Below are 1,470 nucleotides of genomic sequence, written 5' to 3' on the forward strand. Positions count from 1 at the left end.
AAAAAAGCTTCTTACTGCCACCTCAAAAGAGATAACAACGAGCACTTAAAGAGTATTATCGAAATTTCTCAAAAAGATAGTTTTAAGTGGATTAATCTTGCACATTTTCTATTTAGTTATAAATTGTGAAAATACTGTTCGCCTTGAATTAATGTTCCTGCGCCAGATCAAAAGCACCATGAAGCGTCCTTACGGCCAACTCTAGATACTTCTCATCGATCACAACAGAAATCTTAATCTCCGAAGTCGAAATCATCTGAATATTTATACCTTCATCAGACAAAGCTTCAAACATCTTGGTAGCTACCCCTGCATGAGACCGCATCCCTACACCGACGATAGATACTTTTGCAATATCGTTATCACCTGCAGTCCTCTCAGCACCAAGCTTCTCACATACTTCTTCTAATACCGCTTTCGCCTTTTTATAGTCATTTCTATGAACCGTAAAGGTAAAGTCAGTTTTTTTATCCAAGCCAACATTCTGTACAATCATGTCAACTTCAATATTCTTGTCACTAATAGGGCGCAATATCTTCGAGGCAACGCCTGGAATATCCGGCACACCTACCAAGGTCAATTTTGCCTCATCACGATTAAAGGCAATCCCCGAAACGGCAGCCTGCTCCATATTTTCCTCACTATCAATCGTAATCAAGGTACCTGGCCCATCCTCAAACGAAGATAGCACTCTTAAAGGCACACTATATTTCCCGGCAAATTCAACCGCCCTAATCTGCAAAACCTTAGAGCCCAAACTCGCCATTTCTATCATTTCTTCAAATGTCACTTTTTCCATACGGCGCGCACTATCAACAACCCTTGGGTCCGTTGTATACACTCCGTCGACATCTGTATAAATCTGACATTCATCCGCTTTGAGCGCAGCCGCTAGAGCAACAGCAGTGGTATCTGACCCGCCACGACCAAGCGTCGTAATATTATGATCCTCATCAACTCCCTGAAAACCAGCAACAACCACAACTTTACCCGCAGACAAGGCCTCGCGCATTCGCGACTCATCAATATCCTGTATTCTTGCCTTCATATGAGACTGATCAGTCAAAATACGAACCTGACCACCTGTCATAGACATTGCATCACAATCAATCTGCTGCAAAGCCATACTCAACAAAGCAATCGTCACCTGCTCACCGGTCGACACCAGCACATCCATTTCACGAGGTACAGGATCCTTAGATATTGCATCGGCCAATGATATTAACCTGTTAGTCTCTCCACTCATTGCAGAGACAACCACTACAACATCATCACCTGAATCTCGAAACTTTTTTACTTTCTCTGCCACAGCTTGGATACGCTCAGTCGTACCGACTGAAGTACCGCCATATTTTTGAACAATCAGGGCCATTGACCTATTTAAAACCTCTTAATTGTAGACTTAGAACCTAACACTAAATAAGCAACTACTGCTGGGACTCAACCCATCCAGCTACCGACGCCAAGGTT

Annotated in this window: 1 protein-coding gene; it reads right to left on the reverse strand. The window is 42.9% G+C overall.

The features are described from left to right. Positions 1-148: 148 nt before the first annotated feature. Positions 149-1,372, reverse strand: coding sequence for an aspartate kinase (locus A3766_RS01850; protein ID WP_068507874.1), 1,224 nt, complete (start codon positions 1,370-1,372; stop codon positions 149-151). Positions 1,373-1,470: the final 98 nt, after the last annotated feature.

It is taken from the genome of Oleiphilus sp. HI0132 (genome assembly GCF_001635845.1).

Bases quoted from the DNA above. Each gene is read 5' to 3' on its own strand.
- A3766_RS01850 (WP_068507874.1), bottom strand. From the start codon at position 1,372: ATGGCCCTGATTGTTCAAAAATATGGCGGTACTTCAGTCGGTACGACT.